Annotated in this window: 15 protein-coding genes; 1 reads left to right on the forward strand and 14 read right to left on the reverse strand. The window is 51.0% G+C overall.

All coding sequences use genetic code 11. The features are described from left to right. Positions 1–146 precede the first annotated feature (146 nt). The 12 genes from CFX1CAM_RS01660 to hydA form a co-directional block, all read right to left on the reverse strand. Positions 147–527, reverse strand: coding sequence for a DUF1667 domain-containing protein (locus CFX1CAM_RS01660; RefSeq protein ID WP_087861340.1), 381 nt, complete (start codon positions 525–527; stop codon positions 147–149). 34 nt (positions 528–561) lie between these two features. After that, a complete protein-coding gene (locus CFX1CAM_RS01665) occupies positions 562–1,836 on the reverse strand; it encodes an NAD(P)/FAD-dependent oxidoreductase (RefSeq protein ID WP_087861341.1) in 1,275 nt (424 codons plus the stop codon). After that, a complete protein-coding gene (locus CFX1CAM_RS01670) occupies positions 1,833–3,350 on the reverse strand; it encodes an NAD(P)/FAD-dependent oxidoreductase (RefSeq protein ID WP_197687146.1) in 1,518 nt (505 codons plus the stop codon). The genes CFX1CAM_RS01665 and CFX1CAM_RS01670 overlap by 4 nt, the downstream gene beginning before the upstream one ends. A gap of 146 nt (positions 3,351–3,496) precedes the next feature. Beyond that, positions 3,497–4,240: a hypothetical protein gene (locus tag CFX1CAM_RS01675; protein ID WP_157891640.1), complete on the reverse strand. Its 744-nt coding sequence runs from the start codon at positions 4,238–4,240 to the stop codon at positions 3,497–3,499. 78 nt (positions 4,241–4,318) lie between these two features. Beyond that, the gene (locus CFX1CAM_RS01680) at positions 4,319–5,839 is read right to left on the reverse strand and encodes a carboxypeptidase M32 (protein ID WP_087861344.1); all 1,521 of its coding nucleotides are present in this window, start codon (positions 5,837–5,839) and stop codon (positions 4,319–4,321) included. Positions 5,840–5,889: 50 nt separating this feature from the next. After that, positions 5,890–6,831: a hydroxyacid dehydrogenase gene (locus tag CFX1CAM_RS01685; protein ID WP_087861345.1), complete on the reverse strand. Its 942-nt coding sequence runs from the start codon at positions 6,829–6,831 to the stop codon at positions 5,890–5,892. A 134-nt stretch (positions 6,832–6,965) separates the two neighbouring features. Then, complete coding sequence (gene selB, locus CFX1CAM_RS01690; protein WP_197687147.1) at positions 6,966–8,852, reverse strand: selenocysteine-specific translation elongation factor; 1,887 nt, start codon at positions 8,850–8,852, stop codon at positions 6,966–6,968. 20 nt (positions 8,853–8,872) lie between these two features. Then, positions 8,873–10,054: a coiled-coil domain-containing protein gene (locus CFX1CAM_RS01695; RefSeq protein ID WP_087861347.1), complete on the reverse strand. Its 1,182-nt coding sequence runs from the start codon at positions 10,052–10,054 to the stop codon at positions 8,873–8,875. A 135-nt stretch (positions 10,055–10,189) separates the two neighbouring features. Next, entirely contained in the window at positions 10,190–11,608 is a 1,419-nt protein-coding gene (locus CFX1CAM_RS01700; RefSeq protein ID WP_087861348.1) for a proton-conducting transporter transmembrane domain-containing protein, read from the reverse strand. Further along, the gene (locus CFX1CAM_RS01705; protein ID WP_157891642.1) at positions 11,608–12,213 is read right to left on the reverse strand and encodes a hypothetical protein; all 606 of its coding nucleotides are present in this window, start codon (positions 12,211–12,213) and stop codon (positions 11,608–11,610) included. Before CFX1CAM_RS01705 ends, CFX1CAM_RS01700 begins: the two co-directional genes overlap by 1 nt. A 1-nt stretch (position 12,214) precedes the next feature. After that, positions 12,215–13,831, reverse strand: coding sequence for a hypothetical protein (locus CFX1CAM_RS01710; protein WP_087861350.1), 1,617 nt, complete (start codon positions 13,829–13,831; stop codon positions 12,215–12,217). Between the two features lie 19 nt (positions 13,832–13,850). Next, entirely contained in the window at positions 13,851–15,272 is a 1,422-nt protein-coding gene (hydA, locus tag CFX1CAM_RS01715; protein ID WP_087861351.1) for a dihydropyrimidinase, read from the reverse strand. A gap of 322 nt (positions 15,273–15,594) precedes the next feature. On the opposite strand from hydA, the gene CFX1CAM_RS01720 reads away from it, so the two are divergent. Beyond that, a complete protein-coding gene (locus CFX1CAM_RS01720; protein ID WP_087861352.1) occupies positions 15,595–15,804 on the forward strand; it encodes a cold-shock protein in 210 nt (69 codons plus the stop codon). A gap of 88 nt (positions 15,805–15,892) precedes the next feature. Here CFX1CAM_RS01720 and CFX1CAM_RS01725 read toward each other — a convergent pair whose 3' ends face one another. Together CFX1CAM_RS01725 and CFX1CAM_RS01730 are read right to left on the reverse strand one after the other, a co-directional pair. Further along, the gene (locus CFX1CAM_RS01725) at positions 15,893–16,447 is read right to left on the reverse strand and encodes a hypothetical protein (protein ID WP_087861353.1); all 555 of its coding nucleotides are present in this window, start codon (positions 16,445–16,447) and stop codon (positions 15,893–15,895) included. A 329-nt stretch (positions 16,448–16,776) separates the two neighbouring features. After that, complete coding sequence (locus tag CFX1CAM_RS01730) at positions 16,777–18,243, reverse strand: pyridoxal-phosphate dependent enzyme (RefSeq protein WP_087861354.1); 1,467 nt, start codon at positions 18,241–18,243, stop codon at positions 16,777–16,779. Positions 18,244–18,289 lie beyond the last annotated feature (46 nt).

Consider the following 18,289-nt stretch of genomic DNA (forward strand, 5'->3'; position numbering starts at 1 on the left):
TGATCAATAACATCAACAAATCCCTGCGGATTGAAATCTCGCAGGGATTTTTCCTCTAATCCTGTGGGAAAGTATGAAAAATCAGTAAGGCGCCAGTAACCTGAGAATGCCTATCACCATTATCCAGAAAGTGACACGGTCATCATTCACGATTCACTTTTTTCTGCAGGCATGTCACGACTGGCTATGATATCGATGCCTGTTCCCAGCGCATTTTGCAGGACGACCTGGTTGATCTTGACCGGTGCTTGCACTTCAATGTCGCGTAATTTTTTTGCCAGGTTCGGGATGAGAAGCTTGGGAAAACTTGTGCTTGTGTAAACAGGCACCAGCGGATGCAGTCCCCCCTTCACTTTCACCGTGGAAGCCACCATCCGTCGAGGATCCTGCAGTTCACTAATCGCATATTCTTTGCCCCGCTTGCAGCCGCTTTCTAACACTTCCAAAACATGGGAGCCCTCGTGCTTAACCTTGAGCAAGCAGCCCTGGGGGCAGGTTACACAGATAATTTCACTGATCTCAACCATAATTCGTTCCTTTTTCTACCAATAATGATTTACTTTACCGCTTTCTGACGTTAATTGTCAAAGAGGTTGCCTTTTGAACGGCTTCATAGGCTTGGGGTTTGAGCGCCAGGGTTAAAATCTCCCCGGGGCGAGCATAGGGTTCTGCTTTTTTAGCCACCACCTCACCATTTTGGTCTTCCACAGTGACCAAAACGCGCGCTTCAATCGGTACAATGGCGCGCATCTGCAGTCGAACCAACTCCTCAGCCAGGTGCGCTTTGTCCAGCTTGTGGGGTACCACGTAACGGATATTCTCACCCGCTTTAAGCGGAATGTGTTCGCCCGGTTCAACTCGTTCAGATCGGGCAAAGGCTGCCGCGCCCTTCCCCGCCACATAACCCGCCTCGGTGACCCAGTCCACCAGGTCATACACATGCACCACATTCCCGGCGGCAAAAATCCCGGGGACATTGGTCATAAAGCGGTCATCGACAAAGGGTCCGTTGGTCACCGGGTCCAGCAGGACGCCGGCCTGTTTGGAAAGCTCATTTTCCGGGATCAAGCCCACGGAGAGCAACAACGTATCGCAGGGGATGATCTCCTGAGTGCCGGGGATGGGTTGCCAGTCAGCATCCACGCTGACGGCTTCAATCGCTTCCACCCGGTTGTTTCCAATAATGCGATTGACCGTGCGTTGTTTCTCTAAGACAATTCCATAATCCAACAGACATTGCACATAGTTGCGCGTCAAGCCGCTCAGATAAGGCATGATTTCCAGCACCCGTTCAACCCGCGCGCCTTCAATGGTCAGCCGTCGCGCCATGATCATGCCGATATCGCCCGAACCCAGGATGACAAATTTTTCGCCAGGCATATGGCCTTCAACATTCACAAAGCGCTGAGCCGTTCCGGCAGTGTACACACCTGCCGGACGGGAGCCGGGCAGTAAAATTTGAGCCCGAGTGCGCTCACGGCAGCCCATTGCCAGGACGATCGCGCCCGCTTCAATTTCAATGTAACCCAAGCCCCTGTTGATGGCGTAGATCGTCCGTTCGGGGGTGATGTCCAGCACCATCGTGTCCATCAGGGTTTCCACGCCGTGACCCCGGACCTTCTCGATGAAGTGTTGGGCATAGGCAGGGCCGGGCAAATCCTCTTTAAATAATTCCAGTCCAAAGCCGTTGTGAATACACTGCAGTAAAATGCCGCCCAGTTCAACATCGCGCTCGATGATCAGCACATCCTCGGCGCCATTTTCCTTGGCGGCTATAGCAGCAGCCAGCCCGCCCGGTCCGCTGCCGATGATGACAACATCATAATTTCGTTTCATATCAACGCCTCCACGCTCAGATGATCCTGATCAACATCCTTGGTCCGGCGCGAAAGGAAATTCGAAGCGCCACCCTTTTTTGTGATCTCCTCCGGTGTAAGCCCCAACTCTTCGGCGAGGATCGCCACTACACGCGGCATATCAAACCCACCCTGGCAACGACCGGTACCCGTCCAGGTGCGCCGCTTGATGGCATCGTAAGTAGTCGCCGGGATCGGGGCATGGATTTCAGCCCGTATTTCTCCTTCAGTGACCGTTTCACAGCGGCACACGATCCGTCCGTAAGCCGGGTCCCTGGCGATTAAAGCTGCCTGTTCGTTTCGACTCAGGTTGCGAAAAACCGGGCGGGGAACCCGTACCGGGTTCCAATCCGTTTTTTCAACCAGGACTTCGCCGGCGCCCTGCAGCAGCTCGATCACCTTGAGAGCGATCGCCGGTGCAGCAGTGAACCCGGGTGATTCAATCCCGCCCAGGTTAACCAATCCTGAAACATGATCCGGGATTTCAATGATAAAATCCTGGTTGTAATTGATATCCGGGTTGGGTGAGGGCGCATTACCGGTGGCGCGCAATCCGGCAAACTGGGCAATGATGTGTTTACGTTTAATCGCCGGTAGCAGCTTATTGCCGCCCTCCCAAATTTCCTGGATGCCCTCTGTGGTCATCGCCTTGTTTTCTTTAGAGTCCACAAAATTGGCATTGGGACCAACGATTACATTCCCGTGCAGCGTGCCTCCCACTACGATGCCTTTTCCTTTATCCGTGGGCGTTGGAAAGAACACCGTGAGCTGGGTCAACTTGAAATCTGCCTGATCCAGAATGACATATTCACCGCGCCGGGGCTTGATGACAAATTCCGGACGGACGCCAGCCTGATGCATAACCTCATCCGCATATAGCCCGGCTGCGTTGACCGTCCAGCGCGAGAGAAATTCGCCTCGATTGGTGCGCACGCCGATGATGCGCGTCCCTTCAATGATGAAATCTTCAAAGGCAGTTTCCAGCATCAGTTCCACGCCATTCATCACCGCGTTTTCTGCTGCGGCCACGGTGGCAGCAAAGGGATCGCTGATCGCGCCGGTCGGCGCCCACAGGGCTGCCACCACATCCGGGCGGATCAACGGCTCTCGTTGGCGCAACTCCTTGCCGCTGATGATCTCAAGACCCGGTACGCCATTCCGCCGACCACGCTCCAGCAGTTCTTCCAGAACCTGCGCCTCTTCTTCGTTGACGGCAACCACAAAATCTCCGCAGCGCTCGTACTTGATTCCCAGTTCCTGTGATAAACCGGGCCACATCTCCACCGCCATCACGTTGGTCAGCGCTTTATTCGAACCTGTCGGCGGGTCGTATCCCGCGTGCAGAATAGCGGAATTTGCCGAGCTGGTTCCCATGCCAACATCGACCTCTTTTTCAATTAACAAAATATCCAGCTTGTACCTGGATAAGAAACGGGCGACCAAACTGCCAACGATTCCGGCGCCAATGATAATCACATCGTAGGTTTTAGGCAAAACAACCTCCAAACAACAACAGTGAGTCCATCAAATAAAACTTCAACAATTATACTTGGTTTGATTTATAAAATTGAACCGATATCCAGAATGTAAGGACATTTTCCAACGCTGATGGGGTCTTGCCCGGACCAGGATCAACGCAATCAGGGCGCGATGATCACCGGCAGGCTGTCTAAAACCCCTATCACACCTGGCCAGCCAGCAGACTGCCAAATCACCAGGCGCATGTTCTCCTGTTTAACAACCGGCGAATAAGCCAGTGAGACCGAAAATTCGAAATCGATGCCGGGCGTTTCCACAGCCAATTGTTTGCTAAAAATGGCGCGCCCGCGCTCGGTCATTAACTCAAAATAAATCGGGGTTTCATTAATCGGCCTGACAGTTCCTGTAATCAGCAGCGGGGAATCGCTGATGACAGCGCCGGGTTCAGGTTGAGTTACTGTCAGCCAGGGGTCTTCATTAAGGTGTAGCAGGATTTGCTCTTCACCCCCGTTTGCCAAGTTCAACATTGCCGAACGCATCGCTAGGGGACGATGGAAGCGATCCTGGGTTGTGATCGTAAGGATAGCAGAAGTCGTGTCCGTCGGGATTTCGAAAGCCAGAAGGGTTGAGAATTCGAAGGTTGAGTCGCTGAGAGCATCCACCCTGAGCAACTGCCTGGCAAGCAGGTTCTGTTTCCGATCCACCAGGGTCAACCTGACCAAGCCGTCTTCTCCTGCGTGAATCATTGCGGTCACCTCGATCGGCGCCGTCACCAATGAACCTTCACCCGGGCTAAGTATGGTCATCGGTTGTGTCGGTTGTGCATTGGCAGCGTGCACAAAAGCTAAGATCAAACTCAGTGAAAGAAATAAGCGCAGGTAAGATTGCATGGAGGAATTATACAATATTCCACCTTTTCACCAATAGGGGCTGTTGCATTGATTGCTGGAACAGCCCCTGTTATCAAAAATATTCAACCCGCTTTAAAGATCGTAAATTTCCGTGTACTTTTTCCTCAGGTAAGCCATATAGGGTTCAGGGGTGATCTTGCTGCCCGTTGCCTTGAGCATAATCTCCTGGGGTTCAAATTTACTGCCATATTGATGGACATGCTCGCGCATCCACCCCAGGATGGTATCAAATTTACCCCTGGCAATTTCATCCGGAACATCGGGGTTTTCTTCCAAGAGTTTTTCCCATAGCTGTGCTGAAGCCAGGTTGCCGAGTGCGTAGGTGGGGAAATACCCGATCATCCCGCCGCTCCAGTGGATATCCTGCAGCACACCAACCGCATCGTCAGGCGGGGTGATGCCGAGGTATTCCTGCATCTTGCTGTTCCAGATCTCTGGTAGATCAGCGACATTCATTGTTCCTTCCATCAAACCAATTTCAATTTCCAGGCGCAACATGATGTGCATGTTGTAGGTGGCTTCATCGGCTTCAACCCGGATAAATGAAGGTTCGACCCTGTTAATCCCGCGGTAAAAGTCTTCCAAGCTGACCCCTCCCAGGTGCTGCGAAAAGAGCATCTGGAAAGAAGGATAAAAGTGCGACCAGAACGCCTTACTGCGTCCGACGATATTTTCCCACAAGCGCGATTGCGATTCATGAATCGCCAGTGAGCTTGCCCCGCCAAGGGGATGGCGTTTATACTTTTCAGGCACGCCCTGACCGTACATGGCATGTCCGGATTCGTGCATCGTGCTAAATAAAGCTGAGCCACCATCCTGTTTGAGGTAGCGGGTGGTAATGCGCACATCTCCGTAGCCAAATTCGGTGGTAAAGGGATGCGGCGCCACATCCAGGCGACCGCGCTGCCAATCATAACCAAAACAGGTGATCACATGGCGACCAAACAGCTCCTGATGTTCCTCATTGTAATGCTGCTTGATAAAGGAATTGTCAGGCGGTTCTTTTTCAGCAATTTCCTGTAAAAGTTCTACTTGCTGTGGACGTAACGCGTCGAAGATTTCTTTAACCTCAGTTGTTTTCATACCGGGCTCGAAATCATCCAACAGCGGGTCGTAAATATGATCATAGGGCTTAAACAGGTCAGCGTATTGCTTGCGCAGGTCAACAAGGGTTTCCAGGTGCGGTTGGAAGATGGAAAAATCAGATTGTGCTCTTGCTTTGACCCAGGCTTCGTGCCCCATGGTTTGCGCTTTGATGGTTTCCATCAACATCGGCAGCGGCACTTTTACTTGCTTCTCGTAAGCCCTCTTGACTGTTTTAACCGAGCGCGCTGCGTCTGTTTCCGCGTTCAAATCCCCCACTTCTGCCTCCAGATCCGCAATCAACTGACCGAACTCCTCGGTGGCAAATTTCTCGTGCAAAATGCGACCTAATGCGGCAGACTGTAAACCACGCTCTTCAGCGCCCCCGGGTGGCATATAAATTTGTTGATCCCACCCCAACACGGCCATAATGTGCTGCAGGTCTGTAAACTCTGCCACACGTTCCAGAAGGGTTTGCATTTTGGGTGAGTATTCTGGCTTTTCAGACATAAATATCCTATCTCTCGAAGATTAATCAAACGGGGCAGTCAATCGGGCGGCTAAACGATCTTCCAGCGCAACGGCTTTCCTTCCAGCGCAGCCACCACTTCCTCAACGATGTCAAAGCCTGCCCGCAATTGGGCTTCTGCCGTTTGTGCGCCGATATGGGGTGTTGCCACAACCTTGGGATGTGTGGATAAAAGATCGCCTGCTGCGGGCGGTTCTGCTTCAAAGACATCCAGCCCCGCACCAGCCACCTTTCCGCTGTTAAGGGCGTCCAGCAGGGCGCTGCCTTCAACCACGCCCCCGCGTGAAGCGTCGATAATCAAAACGCCATCCTTCATTTTGCTGAATGCTTCGGCATTAAGCAGGTAATGGGTCTGGGGTTTGTGGGGAACGTGAAGGGTGATAATATCTGACTGCGCTAAAAACTCGTCAAAGCTGACCGGTTCGGCGCCAAAACTGCGAATTTCATCCTGTGGTTTTGAAGATCCGTAGGTGATCACCTTCATGTCAAAAGCCAAAGCCCGTTGCAGGACCGCCTTCGCGATGTTCCCAAAACCGATGATTCCCAGGGTTTTTTTGTAAAGTTCCGTCCCAACCAGGTCTTTTTTGAGCCATTGTTCGGCTTTCATCCCGGCATCAGCCTTGGGGATGCTGCGAATCAGGCTCAACATCAAACCCAGGGTGAGCTCTGCCACCGAGACCGTGGTTGAAACCGGGGCATTGACCACTGTGACGCCATGCGCTTCGGCTGCTTTCAAGTCGATATTATCGACACCAACCCCCATCCGACCTGCCACTTTCAGGTTGGTCGCTTTCGTCAGCACTTCGTCGGTTATCTTTGTGCGCCCCCGAACGATAACCGCGTCCATTTCAGGGATCACATCTAATAATTCTTCGGGAGAAATCCCTTTTCTGTCAATCAACTCCACCGATGCGAGCAAATCCGGGTCGCTGATCTCAGAAAGACCATCTGTGAGTAAAATTTTCCAACGCATTATCAATGTTCCTCCTAAGGTTTATTTTTAGAGACGATAATTAATTTTACCATCACTCAAGCGTGAAACGCTTTCCAATTTTTTTAATACCCCTGCCCGTCGATGACACAGGATTTACGGCATCTGTTATCCAGTTACGGAGCGAAATGCTTTGTCAGAACCCTGGCATCGTCACGGCGAACCGTCACCCCCGTCTGATCCAGGTATTCTAAAACAGCGACTGCATACTTGCGGCTGGTGTCAAATTGATCGCGCAACTCAGCCAGGGTGATGCTGCCCTGGTTTTGAATATGGCTGATCACAGCCTGGCGCATCTCTGCGACCACCTGGGGCAGGAATAAAACATCCTCGCCAATCCGAACCAGTTTTCCCAGGGCGAGCATTGAATTTAGCAATTCCTCTCCGACGGCTTCACGGCTGTATTTGTAAGAGGGCGGCGTAAACGGCTGCGCTTCGAAAGCCTTCATCAGCCCCTCGATTTGCGCCTTTTGCTCCGCAGTAAAGTTGATCTGATGCTGGCTCAGCCACAGGTCAGCTCCCGACTCAACCAGGATGCCAGCCGCGGACAGGTGAGCAAGCATGCCGTCGAAGTCCCTGGTGTTCAAAGCCATTTGTGATTTGAGGCGTTCTCGCGGCATGCCGGCGCGTAAGGGATAGTTTTGATGGTATTCCTGCAAACGGGTTATGATATCTTGTTTGACCCGTTCAAAGCTCACCCGCGGCAAAACCATACGACCTTCACTGAAATGGATCAGCACCCCCTGGTCAATCAGTGCATTCAGCGCTTGTTGCGCCTGTTCCTGCTCCAGCCCGCTGTGCTCTACCAGATTTTGAGGAGAACTCAACCCCAATTTCAGTGCTGTTTGCAGCACAATATCTTCCGGGGTTCCCATCAAAAGCTGCGCTAAGTTCTCTAAGCGCTCCGTATTGAAGCGGCGATGTCGGCGGGCAGGGTGAGCATCCAGGATCTGACCGCCGCCAATCGTTGCGGGAGGAGAAGGGCGGCGCAGGATGAAACGATCACCCCTGAGGGCAACAAGGGGTTTTTGAAGCATCAGCTGTAAAAAAGCCTCGCCACCCGGGGGACATTCCTGTGCTCCCAGAACGCGCACTCTGGCGATGACTTCGGCTGCGCCCAGGAAAAGCTTGACCTCCATGTTGTGCTTCAGCGCTGTCTCGGCATCTGGCAAGATTTTACAGTACACATCAATCATCTTTGTGACCTGGTAATCGCCAGGGTGAACAAGCACATCACCGCGAAAGATTGCGTCCACGCTCACACCGCTGACATTGACCGCAGTTCGCCCTCCTGGCAGGGCTTTTTGTTCGGATTGTTTATGGGTTTGTAACCCGCGGATGCGACCTTTAACCCCGCTGGGTAGGATATGAACCTCATCACCTACAGCCAATTGTCCGTCGACCAGCGTGCCGGTCAGGATGGTACCAAAACCCGGCAGGGTGAAGACCCGGTCCACCGGCAACCGCGGGCGACCCAAATCCGGGCGGTGCGGATGCTGTTTGTTGATCTCCTGCAGGGCTTCCACCAACGCATCAAGCCCCTGGCCGGTCTTCGCACTGACGCGGATGATTGGCGCCTGCTCGAGGACGGTTCCAACCAGAATTTCCCGTAAATCGGCTTCGACCAGGTCAAACCAATCGGGGTCATCGATCAGATCCGATTTTGTAAGTGCCACCACGCCGGCTGGAATTTGCAGCAAATCAATAATCGCCAGGTGTTCAGCGGTTTGCGGCATCACACCTTCATCAGCAGCAACCACAAACAACACCGCATCAATTCCCCCAACTCCTGCGAGCATATTTTCAATAAAATCACGATGCCCGGGAACATCCACAATGCCAATTTCGCTGCCGTCAGGCAGCGTGATCCAGGCAAAACCCAGTTCAATGGTCATCTCCCGGTCCTGTTCTTCTTTCAGTCGATCCGGGTTGATCCCCGTCAACCGATTAATGAGTGACGATTTCCCATGGTCAACATGACCAGCGGTGCCAATGACTTGCACGCGAAGACTCCTCTTCAGTACTAACTTTTAAAAATCTTGTTGTATGCCTCAATCGATTCACGGACAGCCATCAACTGGGCTTGCATACGCTTAAGATTCTCCCGACCCACCTGGTCGAGATCGTCTTGCAAGGACTTGATGAGGGTTTCCAGGTTAGTAATCCGGTCGCCAAAACTTTCCAGTTCTCGATTCATTTCTCGATGCTGCTCATCTTGCGCCAGGGTGTAGTTCGACCAGCGTTTCTGGTCATCGGATTTGAAGGTGGTCCACTCCTGGCGGAAGCGATCCTCGTTCAGTCGCTGCACTTCGGTGATTTCATTCACGCGACGATCAAAGCGCTGCGTGACCTCGTCCAGGCTGCTGAGCGTTTTTCTTGCCGAACTGTGAGTTTCAGTGAGTTTGGTAATCTCGCTTTCCACGTCGTGGGCGATGGTTTCTACCTTCTCAAAGCGTTCAGACCACGACCTGAAGGTGCGATCTCGCTCAACCTGAGCGACATTGATTTTTTCAATAAATGCGATCTGCGCCTCCTTGCGCTCTGATTCGGCATCCACCAGTTCCTTGATCCGAATGTCAAGTTTGCGCATCCCATCGCTCACCAGATCCTGCTTCCCGCGGCTTTCGTCCAGGCGTTTGCGCAGCGCTGAAATCTCGCCCTGCAGGTCTGTTACGCGTTTGTTTTCCTGGCGTATGTTTTCCTCCAACATCTTCACCGAGCGTTTGTACTCCTCATCAAACCGGTTAATTTCATTCACCCGGACTTTTAATTCCTCGATCGAGCGCGCCAGGCGTGAGTCTTCTACCTTGCGCTCTTCAATCTGCCCGGGCAATTGCTCGAATTCGGCTATCTTCTTTCGGACATCAATCAGATCTAAATTTAAGTCTTCAATGCGCTGGCTGTGTTTTTCAGCCTGAAGCGATTTTTCTATCGATGAGCTTTTGATCTCATCGATTTGACGGGAGAACTCTGTGCGGAGGTTGGCGATTTCAACGTCAAACTGATCCACACGTGCCATGATGGTGTTAATGCGTGATATTTCACTTTCCAGATCGGATAAACGCATTCTCAAGCTCGAGTTTTCAGTCGTCAGGTTGTCAATTTTGCTTTGCATGGCTGCCAGCGCCGTCTTATCGTTGCGGCGCTCATTATCAAGAAAATCGATCCGCTTTTCAAGTTGTGCTAAGTTTGCTAAATCATTCATGATTTTCACCTATTATCTTTGAGGTAAACGTCAACCCCAGCTTAAGTTTGGAGTTGGTGCGAAATTTGTGCATTAGCATTATACAGGAAAACCAGCTTTTTCGCCCGGTTTTGCCTTCTGTGTAGAAAACAAGATCTATGGTAAAAATTGGAGTTGGGGAAAAGCAGCCAGGATATCGATGATGCCTGAAAAAATCTTGCCTGGAAACAAACCTGAGATGATCAATACAATAACCATCAATAGTATGGGTAAGAAATGCGAGAACTTATCCTGAAGGAACCAGGGTTGTTTAATTTCGATGTCGATCGGTTGATGAAAGCTTAATAACAGGCGAATTGTGAATATAAACAAACCCAAGCCCCCAAAAAAACTCCAAAGCCCGGAAACCATGTTCTCAGCCAGAACCTGCGAGAGTAATGCAATTTTGATCGGAAATGAAGCCAGCAGCGGCATGCCCGCGATGCTAAATTGTGCCAATATCAAACCAGAGGAGAGATAGGGAATCCTGAGAACCTCACCCTGGATGATCTTCAAGTTCAAGCCCCCACCATAACGGGATTCAAACCGCGTCAGGGTATATCCCCATAGCCAGTATCCCAGGGCACGCGGTGGAAGCATCATCAGCATCCAAACAATGCCGCCAGAAGTGGCAGAACTGATCGCCAGCAGGGAGAATCCTGTCTCAACCATCACTGAAAATCCAAAGGCGCGCTTGAGATGCTCCTGAACAGCCGTTGACACCCCTCCATAAACAATCATCAGCACCCCGATAAGCCTGATGACATTGAAAAGGGTTTCAGATGTTCTCAGGAATCCATAGCGATTGAAGAAATTTAACCCAAAAACAAGGACACCAGTGGGCAGAATAAAAAACAAGAAGCTGAACACCGTGGGATGACTGTGCTGGCTGATCATTGGCACCCAGCTATGGAAGGGAAATACAGCCAACCAAATGGCAAAACCGAGGCCCAGGACAATCGCACTTTGAGCGATGAGGGGGCTTTCTGGAGGCAGTGTATCCACACCGGTCAACAACCAGCCGGCTATCAAGATAAAGGGCATGGCAAGGGTCATCAAGCTGAGGAAGCGCAAGACTGCACGGCGATTTTCTTTTGTTGAGGAACTCAACATTGGAACTGAAACCAGCACCATTGTTTCAATCAGCAGGGCGGCATACAGAAAGGGTTCAACACCCAGGGCTGCTGTCAGTGCGGCAATAACCACCAAGCTGATCGGGCGAAACGTCTTTGGCACACCGGGCAGGTTACTGCTCAGCAACCACAAACCCGTTGCAGCATATAAAAGCGCAATCAGCGGGAGCATTGCATAAACCAGGGTGATCCTGCGACCTAAAAACCTGAGGCTTTCTTCAATTACGATCGTCAAAGGACCGAGTGAGAGTTCATGCGGTAAAAAAGCGGCAAGAATAGCCAATCCAAAGGCAATTGCACTGGCAATGATCAGGCTTAATTGCGGTTTACCGGATAAGAGGATGCAAATCGCGGCACCTACCAGCGGGAAAATGACCCAGATGACCGGGGTGCTGAGAGTCATCACAGTTCCTCTTCCTGGATACCATCAACGGTTTCCTCAGCAGAAACCATCAAATACACGCCCGCAAGTGACAAACCCAGATTGACCACAACGAATAACCCTGTTAACAGGGTGGAAAGTTCCAGTGCGGCATGGATCACCTCAAAACCTGATAAAAAGGTGAACAGGCCGATAATCACCGGATAGGGTTCTGAATTTAATCCAAGCTGCATCAGAGCCATTCCCATCATCATCAAACCACCCTGGATGATCACCAGGTCAACGCCCGGGAAAATACGCTCCTGCATCGGTGGCGCCAAAATAAAAACCAACACGATGACCAACAATCCGGTTAACCCCCTGAAAAATAAGCTGGAGGCTTTCTCTGGCTGAGATCCTTCCCGATTTTGACGCAAACAGGTGAAGGCAATTACAGACGACGCCATCCACCCTGTGATCAATTTCACAATTGCCAGGTTGACGGGCCACGAAAGGGCGACCAGGGCAAAGGCACCCAGGTATTGAGCGCCTAAAGCAACGGCGATAACTCGCCAATCCTTGAAAATAATAACGATCAAAACGGCTACCACTATTGTGGCTAATGCCAGCATGGATATCGACTGCATTTCAGTTAACGCCCCCGCCTGTTAACAGGCTGATCAACAATACCAGGAGCAAAACGGTCCAAAGAATGCCTCCCTCACCCTCAAAAATCGATGACATCAACTGTCTGACTCTGCTAAAAAACCCTAAGATTTTCCAGGTTACGCGGTAAACCCATTCAAACCGGAAAACAGGTTCAAGGCGTGGAAAGAACCAATCGGTCACTTTTTTAGCCCTGCTGCTGATGGGGAGCTGAAAATGAGGTGGGCTGACCCCAAAGCGGCGCGAAAGAATTAAAGCTGCCAGGATCATTGCATTGCTGATTAACGCCATCCACCACAAACCGGGAGTGAGGACGCCCGGCCATGCGAATAAGCCCAATACAATGCTCACCTGGATGATCAAAATCAGTCCCAGCGGAAAAACCAGGCGTGCCCAGGATTCAAGCGCACCGATTTCACTGCCAGGTTTTAAAGCGTGTTCCAAGAAACCCAGTATCATCAACCCATGGGCGACCAGCAATAAAAATGTCCACAGAGTGAAACCGTCTCCAAGCAAGCCCGCCCAACCGGATGCGGCAGGGCTGAAAGGCAGCCCCAACATGCCCCATAGACCCAGTAACAGCAAGAAATTGATCCGCTGGATACGCGGGTAATAAAGAAACAGCAGGCTGCCGGATAAAATCAAAGCCATCCCCCAGGGGATGCCGGATTGTGGGGCTCCATTCAATACCGACACCGTTGTAAAGCTTGCCCAGGCAACAATCCAGTACGGTCGACCTGCAATCTCATCCTTTGCTGCAACCCAGCGAGCAGCAGCATACAGGGCAGCAAGCGCCAACAAAGCCATCAACACAGTTTTCAAACGGCTTGAACCCGGCATAAGGATTTCACCTGGCAGGTGCGCTAAAAGCGTCAGACTGGCTGCAACCGGTGCCAGACGGAGGGTATTTCCCGCGCCTCGCCGTAAAACAGGCTCCACAAGGAAGGGCAGGTTAAGGGGAATCACCCCCAGGCGTAATCCCGCTGCCAGCAAGAATACAAAACCAGCGCTGGATGGGACCTGTGCAAAACTGAAATCCCCATTGGCTGCCCATCCCAGCATCGTTCCTAAATACAGCAATAAAATGGATGCGGTGCGCACACCATAAGCAATGATAATCCGCCGGTTGAATTGGGTCGTCTCTTGCAGGAGCAGCAAATTGAATAATTCAACCAAATCCACCACCACCCAGGCCATCATCATGGTCAGGCTGGTCCCGGATTGAATGGCAAACAGTCCCAGGGCGGTAATCGCCAGGCTCACCACCCAGGCACGCGGGCTGCTGTCAAAGCGGGTGCGGGCTGCATCGGTTAACAGCAAGGCTAACAAAATGGTCATCATCGCCAGCACATAAGGCCAGGATTGATAGTCCAGCAGGAGAGAAAAATGCCCGGTCAGGTGATGGGCAGGGTTATTCCAGGAAAGCAAATCCAGGGTTGTAGGTAAGCGTAGCCTCGAAAATAAGATCACCAACCAGGCTGAAACGCCAGAAACAACAGCGATCAGCCAGCTTGTTCCAAACCTCGGTCGAATGAGATCAATAATGAGGATTGCCACAGACCCAAGCAGCAACAATCCGATTGGGAGCAGAATTAACATCGAGTGCAGCCGTAAAACATCATGTCAGGATTTCACCTTCATTGCGATTGAGATAGCGCCCTCCCCCGGGCTTGCCATACCAGTTCTCGCCATCGACGATCTTCTGACCGCGCAGAAAGACCATCACCGGGAAGCCCCTCAGTTGCCAATCTTCATAGAGATTGTAATCTGTTCGGTGATGGGCAACATTGACTCCATAGGTCAATTCTTTATTGGGATCCCAAAGGGCAATATCCGCATCTGCTCCAGGTACCAGAGAACCTTTCTGTGGATAAAGACCGAAGATCTTGGCGGGATTGGTACAATGCATGGCGACAAACTGGTTAGGGGTTATATGACCACGTCCAACACCCTCAGTCCACATGATCGGCATGCGGTCACCCAGACCGGGAAGTCCATTAGGGATTTTGGTAAAGTTATCTCGACCCAATTCCTTGCCCGGTATGGCGACTGGCTGACCCTCATAAACAACTGGCGTTGTTCCATCATAAAAAAAGGGGCAATGGTCCGTGGCAATAACTTGAATGGTCTTTTCTTCGACGCCCTTCCACAATCGCTGATTATCGATTGGCTTGCGCATTGGCGGAGAACAGACCCACTTTGCACCATCTTCACGCCGCAGGTCTTCCTCAGTAAAGAACAGGTATTGTGGACAGGTTTCACCCATCATTTTCAGCCCATGCTCACGGGCATAAACCAGTTGATTGACCTCTCCTGCGGTGTTCATGTGCACCAGGTATAGAGGCGCATCGCCCGCCTGTCCAGCCAGCGCAGCAGCGCGCAGAGAAGCCTCCACCGCGCCCCAGGCTGGCCTGGTTTTGGCATGAAAAATGGGGGCGGTATTGCCTGCAGCCAGGGCTTCATCGACCAGGATGTCGATAACATCACCGTTCTCAGCATGCACCATGGTCAGGATACCAGCGGAACGTGCCAGGCGCATCACCCGGAAGATCTCGCCGTCTGAAAGGCGCAGGCGCTGATTATATGCAGTAAACACCTTCAGGCTGGTGATTCCCAGGTCAGGCAAAGAAAAAATCTCCCTGGCGACGTCCTGGTTGAAACGGGTGATGTTCATATGAAAACCAAAATCCACCGATGCCAGGGGGTCTGCCTTAGCACGCCAGCGGGCGATGTTGTCTGCTAATGTGCCCTCATCCTGGGGCACAAAGTCAATCACGGTGGTTGTTCCACCGAAGGCAGCCGCTTTGCCCCCGGTGTAGTGATCATCGGAGGAAACCGTGTCGAACATCGGCAGGTCAAGGTGGACATGCGGGTCTACACCGCCTGGCAAAACCAGTAGCCCCGACGCGTCAATCAATTCCGCATTAGAATGAGACAAATCCTGACCAATTAGGCTGATCTGTTCGCCTTCAATTAGAATATCTGCTTGATACGTCTCGCTGGCGGTTATCAGCGTACCGTTTTTAATAATTGTTGTCATCAGATTTACTCCAGGTTCTGAACAGTTTCTGTTATAGATATGATTTTAGCAGATAAACCTGAAAATAAGAAAAGGCATGGGTCAAGAAGCGATAAACAGGCTGTAAATATCGTTTATTTGAAAACAAACTTAAATTCTCTATTGACATTCCTGATGCGTGGGGTAAGATACTCTCCGTAGTTAAGTCAGTTTTGGTATACGAAGGAATACTTCGAGAAAGGTAATAACCGTCCAGACTTGCGGAGACTGGATGGTTTTTTTATCAACCCAGACCATGACTTTAAAATGAACTGTTTTAGTAACACACAAAGGAATATTTAGAATGTCAGAAAAAGAAATTGGAACCGTAAAGTGGTTCAGCGACGTAAAAGGTTATGGCTTTATCTCACGAGCAGCAGGCGATGACGTATTCGTTCATTATTCTGCTATCCTGGGAAATGGCTTCAAATCTTTACGTGAAGACCAACAGGTTGAGTTCTCCGTGGAACAGGGTCCTAAAGGTCTGCAAGCTATAGAAGTACAACCCCTGTAGCCCTCAAGGTATAAAAAAAAGAAAAAACACCAGCCAGCATTCCGCTAACTGGCTGGTTTTGTTTTTAATCACCGATCGTTTTTTTAAATTATCCCGAAAACTTTCCCAATAGCGCCAGGATGGCTGGATCCAGTAATGATTCGGGCAGCTCTTGTGCGCGGTATTCATGTGCCCTGAGGGCACGCTCACGTAGCGTATGCCACAAAACTTCGCGTTCATCCTGGGATTTGATCACCAGGTCGTTGATCGTCTGTGCGTTCTGGAACATCTCGCCCGTGGTATAAAAAAAGGTGATTCGTTTCCAATCCCCAGCCGGGATGGGGTGTTCCAGTCGCTGCAAGGGGCCAATCTGTAGTTTGAAGTATTCCTCATCGGCGCGGGGATGGTCGATCTCATCGCGAATCAGGTCGCGGCGCCGGGTCAATTCATGACCGAGGATCTCAGCCACATAAGCGATCTGCCAGCGCCCAGCGCCCCCAAAGGATTGCGTCTGGTAAAAAGCCAGATAATCCACCGAGATGATCTTGGGTGCGCTTTTAAGCGGGATGCGGTACCAGCCAAACAAGCGCGCAATGTCGAAATCGCGCGGCGTTGGCAGTATCGCCACCAAAATTAATGCTGTTTCAGGCAGGATGGTGCTCATGGCGCTCCTTTTGTCTTTCGTCGGTATGCAAATTTTATCATGAAAGATTTACAAGAGGTGAATGGTGATCCCACTCGCTTCGCTCGGGGACGATGATAGTGAATGGTGAATTGTGAGTGGGGAATAGCGACGTGTAAAAAATTGTGTTATAGGAAAATATGGGTGTGCTTTGTCATGGATGGTTAACAACAAAACAGGGTGTGTCGTTTTTCAACACACCCTGTTATCAGTTTAATCGCAATTGTTCAACGATCAGAAGATGTATGAGAAGCGAGCAAACCACTTAACATTATCGTCCCCGAGCGCTGCGCGAAGTGAGACCACCAATTTTATAGCAATCCAACCCTTTCGTTGAATTCTTTAATCTTGGCATCGATTTCGGGGATCTGCGCCTGGAGCTCGGTCCAGTAATCGCGCTGGTACCACATATCCTGGATTTCTTCATAGGTCTTACCCTGCTGCTCGACCCAGGTGTAATACTTCAGGTTGTGAACGCGCTTCTTTCCCATATAGGTCAGCTCTTCCATATAATCCGTGGTAACACCTTTCAGCCAGCGGGCATCATCTATGGCAGCAGCTTTTTCACTGTACTGACCCACTTCTGCATGCAATTCTTCCAGGCGGCTTTCATAAAGCTCCATGCTGTCGGTCAGCATGGTGACGATGATATCGTTTTTCGTCAGTTCCAGGTATTTGGCAACTTTGATTGCGCTGAGCAGGTTGATGGTGCTCGATAAGCCCAACAAATCGAGGTTCTCGACCAGGTCTTCCGATATACCTTCTTTGACCAGGTAGGCTTTGCCTTCAGGCTCGTTAAACAGGCGCGTCAGGTTCATAACCGCATTGTCATCGACGGCAATGATGAAATCGGTGTTGGCGATATTATGGATCCAGGGGACATGATTGTCGCCAATGCCTTCGACGCGATGGGCGCCAAAGCCGTTCAGCAACAGCGTTGGACACTGCAGAGTCTCTACCGCGGCGATGAAGCTGGACGGATAGAGCTGTTTCATGTAATCGCCGCTGGCGATCGTACCTGCTGAACCGGTGGCTGAAATCAAGCCCCGATACGCATCCCCGGGTCCTGCAATTTCATTAACCAGTTCTTCAATCGCATGACCGGTGATGTCGTAATGCCACAGGTAATTACCAAATTCATCAAACTGGTTGAAGATCATCACATCGGGGTCTGATTTACGCAATTCCCAGGTCTTATCGAAGATTTCTTTCACATTCGATTCAGATCCAGGGGTCCTGATGACCTCTCCAGCGACATTTGCCAGCCACTCAAATCGTTCCTGGCTCATCTCTTCGGGCAAAATGGCGATCGATTCGCATGCCAGCAAGGCTGAATCATAGGCGCCGCCACGGCAATAATTGCCGGTAGAAGGCCAGACGGCTTTTTGATAGGTCGGATCAAACTGTCCGGTCACCAAACGCGGCACCAAACAAGCAAATGCCGCGCCGACTTTGTGAGAGCCAGTCGGCATCCACTTCCCTACCAAACCCACAATGCGAGCTGGTGTACCGGTTAAGCTTTCGGGAAATTCCAAATAATTCAGCCCACCAAATAAACCACCGCTGACTTTCGGCTCATTGTGCCAGGTGATCCGGAACAGGTTTCGTGGGTGAATGTCCCATAAACCAATCCCTTTAAGCTCTTCTTTAATTTTCTCCGGAACCAGGCTTGGATTGCGCATTTGTTCAAAGGTTGGGATGATGATATTCCGCTCGCGGACACGCTGTACGGTTCGCTCAAGTCGGTCGGGATACATGGTTAAATCGATTTTTGTCATTTAGATTCTCCTATAAATTTGTCTGACAATATTGTTAAGAAGCATT

Origin of the sequence: Brevefilum fermentans (assembly GCF_900184705.1) — a bacterium.
Classification (GTDB): domain Bacteria; phylum Chloroflexota; class Anaerolineae; order Anaerolineales; family Anaerolineaceae; genus Brevifilum; species Brevifilum fermentans.

Excerpts from the sequence above, each read along its gene's own strand:
- CFX1CAM_RS01665 (WP_087861341.1), bottom strand. The coding sequence starts at position 1,836 with ATGAAACGAAATTATGATGTTGTCATCATCGGCAGCGGACCGGGCGGG.
- CFX1CAM_RS01720 (WP_087861352.1), top strand. The coding sequence starts at position 15,595 with ATGTCAGAAAAAGAAATTGGAACCGTAAAGTGGTTCAGCGACGTAAAA.
- CFX1CAM_RS01680 (WP_087861344.1), bottom strand. The coding sequence starts at position 5,839 with ATGTCTGAAAAGCCAGAATACTCACCCAAAATGCAAACCCTTCTGGAA.
- CFX1CAM_RS01710 (WP_087861350.1), bottom strand. The coding sequence starts at position 13,831 with ATGTTAATTCTGCTCCCAATCGGATTGTTGCTGCTTGGGTCTGTGGCA.
- CFX1CAM_RS01700 (WP_087861348.1), bottom strand. The coding sequence starts at position 11,608 with ATGACTCTCAGCACCCCGGTCATCTGGGTCATTTTCCCGCTGGTAGGT.
- CFX1CAM_RS01705 (WP_157891642.1), bottom strand. The coding sequence starts at position 12,213 with ATGCAGTCGATATCCATGCTGGCATTAGCCACAATAGTGGTAGCCGTT.
- CFX1CAM_RS01730 (WP_087861354.1), bottom strand. The coding sequence starts at position 18,243 with ATGACAAAAATCGATTTAACCATGTATCCCGACCGACTTGAGCGAACC.
- hydA (WP_087861351.1), bottom strand. The coding sequence starts at position 15,272 with ATGACAACAATTATTAAAAACGGTACGCTGATAACCGCCAGCGAGACG.
- CFX1CAM_RS01660 (WP_087861340.1), bottom strand. The coding sequence starts at position 527 with ATGGTTGAGATCAGTGAAATTATCTGTGTAACCTGCCCCCAGGGCTGC.
- CFX1CAM_RS01685 (WP_087861345.1), bottom strand. The coding sequence starts at position 6,831 with ATGCGTTGGAAAATTTTACTCACAGATGGTCTTTCTGAGATCAGCGAC.
- CFX1CAM_RS01725 (WP_087861353.1), bottom strand. The coding sequence starts at position 16,447 with ATGAGCACCATCCTGCCTGAAACAGCATTAATTTTGGTGGCGATACTG.
- CFX1CAM_RS01695 (WP_087861347.1), bottom strand. The coding sequence starts at position 10,054 with ATGAATGATTTAGCAAACTTAGCACAACTTGAAAAGCGGATCGATTTT.